Genomic DNA, 4,128 nt, shown 5'->3' on the forward strand with positions numbered 1-4,128 from the left:
CATATTTCATTAAAGGAAGAATGTCATCTGGATATGCTGTTTTAATGGATATATTCAATAAAACGATAGATTTTTCTAATATGCCGAGAGGTTACAAGACACCTAAGCTAAAAAATTTAAAGAGAATATCAGCGAGAGGTAGTGTATTATGTATAAGAGAAAAAATTGCGTAAGTGCAAATTATACAACAATACAAAAATATATTAAGCACCAAGGATAGGTGCCATTCATGAGCTAAGCTAAAGACTTAGCCCTTTTCTGGCACATTATGATAAAAGGAGATGTAATTATGGAATTATCGGAAATACATGATGCGTACAAAGAAATAAAAGAAAGCACATATCATAGCGTTCCAGAGCCATACGAACTTGACAGAAAATATATGGAATATGAGTATTGCTATTTGGAATCAGAGCTTTATGCGGTTAGAAAAAAAGGAAAAGAAATAATAAGCCTGGTTAAAGCTAGAAGTCCTCTTCAAGCTATAACAAAGGTTTTGGAGGAATAATGGAAGAATTAAACAAAAATATATTAAATGTCACGCAAGGTCTTGGTCTAGATGTAACGATCTCTAATAACATTCTTGCAACTATTGAGAAGTTATCAGATTTGTTAAAAGGCGTATGCTTAGATGATGTTGAAATTATAAAAGACAGTATATGCAATGTGTATATAACCCTCGTTGTAGGAAATGAGCTTGATTCTAGAGTTGATTTGGATAAAATATATACGATTCTGCGAGAGTTCAGGAAAGTTTCTAAAAAACCTTGTGAAAATAAGCTAATCATTATAGAACAAATAGCGAAGCTTATTAATTTTATTGTAGGTGTTCAAAATTATAAAAAACTTGTTGCATCAGGTATTATTGATGTTTTGTTAACTGTTTGTGATTTTTATAGTATAGAGATCTTGGATTGCATGAAAGATAAATATTAAATAAGGAGATAGTTTATGTGTGGATTTTATTTATCGGAAGACAGGTTAAAAGAGCTAGACGATTTACAAATTTATGAAATTAGAAAAGGTATTAAAAATGGCGTTGATATCAGTCTTTATGATAATCAAAAGTTTGATTGGTGGCAGATGAGACAGATTAGAGTTGGGCTAGAAAAAGGGCTTGATGTAAAAGTATATTCTAATTTCAAATATGAGTGGCAACAAATGAGAGAAATCAGATTAGGTATGGAGTCTGAAGTTGACATAACTATATATACTAATCCTATGTTTAACCATTGGCAAATGAAGCAGATTAGGTGGGGTTTAGAGCATGATATTAATGTCGATTTATATGCAAATCCAGAATTCAATCAAATTCAAATGTATCAAATTAGAGAAGGTATTATAAATAAAGTCGATGTTTCTATATATGCAACTAAAGACTTTAACTCAGGGCAAATGGAACAAATTAGATTAGGTCTTGAAGAAGGACTTGATGTAGGTTTTTATACTAACCCTATGTATAGCACAAGGCAGATGGAAAGATTCAGACTAAGACTTGAGCAAGAATTAGGTTAAGTTTTTTATTCTTTATATAACATTAGATGAAGATGTTTATTATACATGTTGGTATTAGAATTTGAGGACATGGTTTCCCCTGTTCTCTTTTTATAAGCCAGAAAAAGCAGGTACATAGCACCTGCTTTTTCTGGCTTATATTAACTTGTTCATTTCTTCCATTTCTCTCAAAACATCTTTTGCATAAACAATTTCGCAAGGTTCATTAATTTTATTAAAAGATTGTGGCAGATAATAGTCTATTATGGGCTTATACACTCCCCTATCTTCTCTAACTATGGCTACAAGCTTAGGACTAAACTCGTATAAGTCTGCTCTAAATTCTTCCAAAAGATTTTCATAATCATATGAAATATTTATGCCATCGCACAATCTTGATAGTATGAAGGCCGTTTGGAGGTCTAAGTCTTCGACATTTATCTCCCCTGCTCTTAAACTATCAATCATTCCTTTGTTAACTCCTGTGCTTTGTTCGATTAGTTCAGATGTGAACGCTTCGTTTTCTAACAATAATTTTATTTTTTCTATATCAATTGATTTTGAACTCATTTTCCCACCTACAATCTAAAACTCATCTTCTGGTTCAACATAGCAGTACTTTTCCATTTCTTTCAAAGCATCTTCTACTTTTATAACTTCACACTTTTGATTGATTTGCCCGAATTCAGATTGTAGATAATACGAAATGATTGGTTGGTAGCCATATAACTCATAATCTCTCACAATCGCAACGTAGTCGCTGTTTTCATTAAAAGAGCCAATACCTATATACCCCATCATTTCTCTATAGTCTTCTTTTATACACTCGTTTTCGCCTAGCTCAATAAGTTTCATAACCTGCGATATTCTAAGATTTTCGAATTCCATATACCCCATTCGAAGCCCTACAATTAATTCATAGTCTAATCCTGTTTTTTCTGCGATTTCTTCTAGTGCCATTCCAGAACTTAATGCTTCTCGTGCTTTCCAAATTTCTAACTTCCTAATTTCTAAATCCATAATACAAACTCCTCTATTATATGTTTATCATTATTTTATCACAAAACATTAGGAAATTATTAAATAAGTCGTTAATAGATTTTTGTTTAATCGTGATGATTTTATCTTTTAAAATTATCTTGTTGTTTTGTTGTTATAATTTGAGAAAATAAATATGAGTATTGGTACATCCTGTAGTATCACAAATAAATAATTCCATTGTGAGTTGTCGATATATTACATGCATAGAAAAGATAAAAGGAGAGAAATTTATGATAACAGTAAAATCAAAACAAGAACTTGTAGGGAAAAACATTTTGATGAATGGAGACTGGTTTTCGCCTAAACATATTGTTCAATACGAGATAGAAAAAATAACTGATGTATTTTCTGACACGATTAGAACGAGCCAATCTGCCCCATACGGTTCAACTAATAGTACAAATATCAATAGTTTAGTTAATAATTGTGGAACTCTAAAAAAAGATTTATTAGAGCGTTTTGATAATAAGAAACTTTCGCTCGATACTATAATTAAGGTAGAATTTTTTAATAACTACAAAAATTATATAAGAATAGACCCTGTTAAACGAATTGAGGATATGATATCAAATCTTGTTAATCAAGATTTTATAAATAATGGCTTTTTCGAGAGTAAAAATATACTAATAACGAAAATTGTTAATATCGACCTAATAACTAAATTTATTTATAATCGTATGATGTCGGATTGGGCATATAATGTAGATTTAGAGCCTTTGTTAGATCCAATAACTACTAAAAATAAAGATTGTACGGTTATTGTTTCCCCATCATCAAGGCTTGATATAAAAAATCAAATAACAATTTTGAAAGATAATGAACCGATTGGACATATCAATTGCAAAACAAATGAAGAAGTCAAAAGTTGGCTATCAATATTGCAAACAGAATATCAACTATAATTTGAATGAACAATGCCCCACTACAATATTGTGGGGCATTGTTTTATTCATAAGTAGGTACACAGTATAGCATAGCAAATAATTCGTCTGCATGTTTCTTGTCGATATTTTACATACATAACAAAGATAAAGGAGAAAAATTTATGGAAAACACATTATACGAACAAAACGTTCAACTTAACCAAATTATTGAGAGATTAGCAGAGCTTAATCAAATGGTTCCTGAAACAGAAATGGATGAACACAGGATTAAATTAGAGCGTGAATTATTGCTTGAAAAGTTTAGAGACTCTACCGAATCGCTAGAAGAAAAAGCGAATAATACAGCTGGTTATATAAAACATTTAGAAAACAATGTCAAAGAGATTGATGAAGAAATTAAAAGGCTTAAAGCAAGAAAAGATAGCTTTAATAATTCTATAAACTTTTTGAAATCGGCTTTATCAACATTGTTTAATCTTTGTGACAAGAAAAAGCTTAAAACAGCGTTATATACATTTACACTAGCTAAAGGAAAAGGCAAGGTTGTTATTGAGGATGAAACTAAGTTAACAGAAGAATATCTAGTTCCTCAACCACCTAAGCCTGACAAACAAAAGTTATATGACGATATTGCTAATCAAGGATTAATAATTGACGGGGTTAAATTAGAATATAGTGAATCATTAAGAATTAGATAACATTTTAGGGG

7 protein-coding genes are annotated in these 4,128 nt (G+C 30.6%); 5 read left to right on the forward strand and 2 right to left on the reverse strand.

The window, feature by feature from the left end; genetic code table 11:
• The first annotated feature begins 289 nt into the window (after window positions 1-289).
• The 3 genes from ACLUJM_RS08960 to ACLUJM_RS08970 are packed head-to-tail and all read left to right on the forward strand — an operon-like array spanning window position 290 to window position 1,515.
• Window positions 290-508: a hypothetical protein gene (locus ACLUJM_RS08960; RefSeq protein WP_412412676.1), complete on the forward strand. Its 219-nt coding sequence runs from the start codon at window positions 290-292 to the stop codon at window positions 506-508.
• Window positions 508-936, forward strand: a complete 429-nt coding sequence (locus ACLUJM_RS08965) for a hypothetical protein (protein ID WP_412412677.1) — start codon at window positions 508-510, stop codon at window positions 934-936. The genes ACLUJM_RS08960 and ACLUJM_RS08965 overlap by 1 nt, the downstream gene beginning before the upstream one ends.
• 15 nt (window positions 937-951) lie before the next feature.
• Window positions 952-1,515, forward strand: coding sequence for a hypothetical protein (locus tag ACLUJM_RS08970; RefSeq protein WP_412412678.1), 564 nt, complete (start codon window positions 952-954; stop codon window positions 1,513-1,515).
• A gap of 135 nt (window positions 1,516-1,650) precedes the next feature.
• Here the strand turns inward: ACLUJM_RS08970 and ACLUJM_RS08975 are convergent, their stop codons facing one another.
• Window positions 1,651-2,064, reverse strand: coding sequence for a hypothetical protein (locus ACLUJM_RS08975; RefSeq protein ID WP_412412679.1), 414 nt, complete (start codon window positions 2,062-2,064; stop codon window positions 1,651-1,653).
• 15 nt (window positions 2,065-2,079) lie between these two features.
• Window positions 2,080-2,514, reverse strand: a complete 435-nt coding sequence (locus ACLUJM_RS08980; protein WP_412412680.1) for a hypothetical protein — start codon at window positions 2,512-2,514, stop codon at window positions 2,080-2,082.
• Window positions 2,515-2,765: 251 nt separating this feature from the next.
• On the opposite strand from ACLUJM_RS08980, the gene ACLUJM_RS08985 reads away from it, so the two are divergent.
• Both ACLUJM_RS08985 and ACLUJM_RS08990 read left to right on the forward strand, forming a co-directional pair.
• Complete coding sequence (locus tag ACLUJM_RS08985) at window positions 2,766-3,437, forward strand: hypothetical protein (protein ID WP_412412681.1); 672 nt, start codon at window positions 2,766-2,768, stop codon at window positions 3,435-3,437.
• Between the two features lie 143 nt (window positions 3,438-3,580).
• A complete protein-coding gene (locus tag ACLUJM_RS08990; protein ID WP_412412682.1) occupies window positions 3,581-4,117 on the forward strand; it encodes a siphovirus Gp157 family protein in 537 nt (178 codons plus the stop codon).
• Window positions 4,118-4,128: the final 11 nt, after the last annotated feature.

Origin of the sequence: Finegoldia sp. (assembly GCF_046991905.1) — a bacterium.
Classification (GTDB): domain Bacteria; phylum Bacillota; class Clostridia; order Tissierellales; family Peptoniphilaceae; genus Finegoldia.

Bases quoted from the DNA above. Each gene is read 5' to 3' on its own strand.
- ACLUJM_RS08960 (WP_412412676.1), top strand. From the start codon at position 290: ATGGAATTATCGGAAATACATGATGCGTACAAAGAAATAAAAGAAAGC.
- ACLUJM_RS08965 (WP_412412677.1), top strand. From the start codon at position 508: ATGGAAGAATTAAACAAAAATATATTAAATGTCACGCAAGGTCTTGGT.
- ACLUJM_RS08970 (WP_412412678.1), top strand. From the start codon at position 952: ATGTGTGGATTTTATTTATCGGAAGACAGGTTAAAAGAGCTAGACGAT.
- ACLUJM_RS08975 (WP_412412679.1), bottom strand. From the start codon at position 2,064: ATGAGTTCAAAATCAATTGATATAGAAAAAATAAAATTATTGTTAGAA.
- ACLUJM_RS08980 (WP_412412680.1), bottom strand. From the start codon at position 2,514: ATGGATTTAGAAATTAGGAAGTTAGAAATTTGGAAAGCACGAGAAGCA.
- ACLUJM_RS08985 (WP_412412681.1), top strand. From the start codon at position 2,766: ATGATAACAGTAAAATCAAAACAAGAACTTGTAGGGAAAAACATTTTG.
- ACLUJM_RS08990 (WP_412412682.1), top strand. From the start codon at position 3,581: ATGGAAAACACATTATACGAACAAAACGTTCAACTTAACCAAATTATT.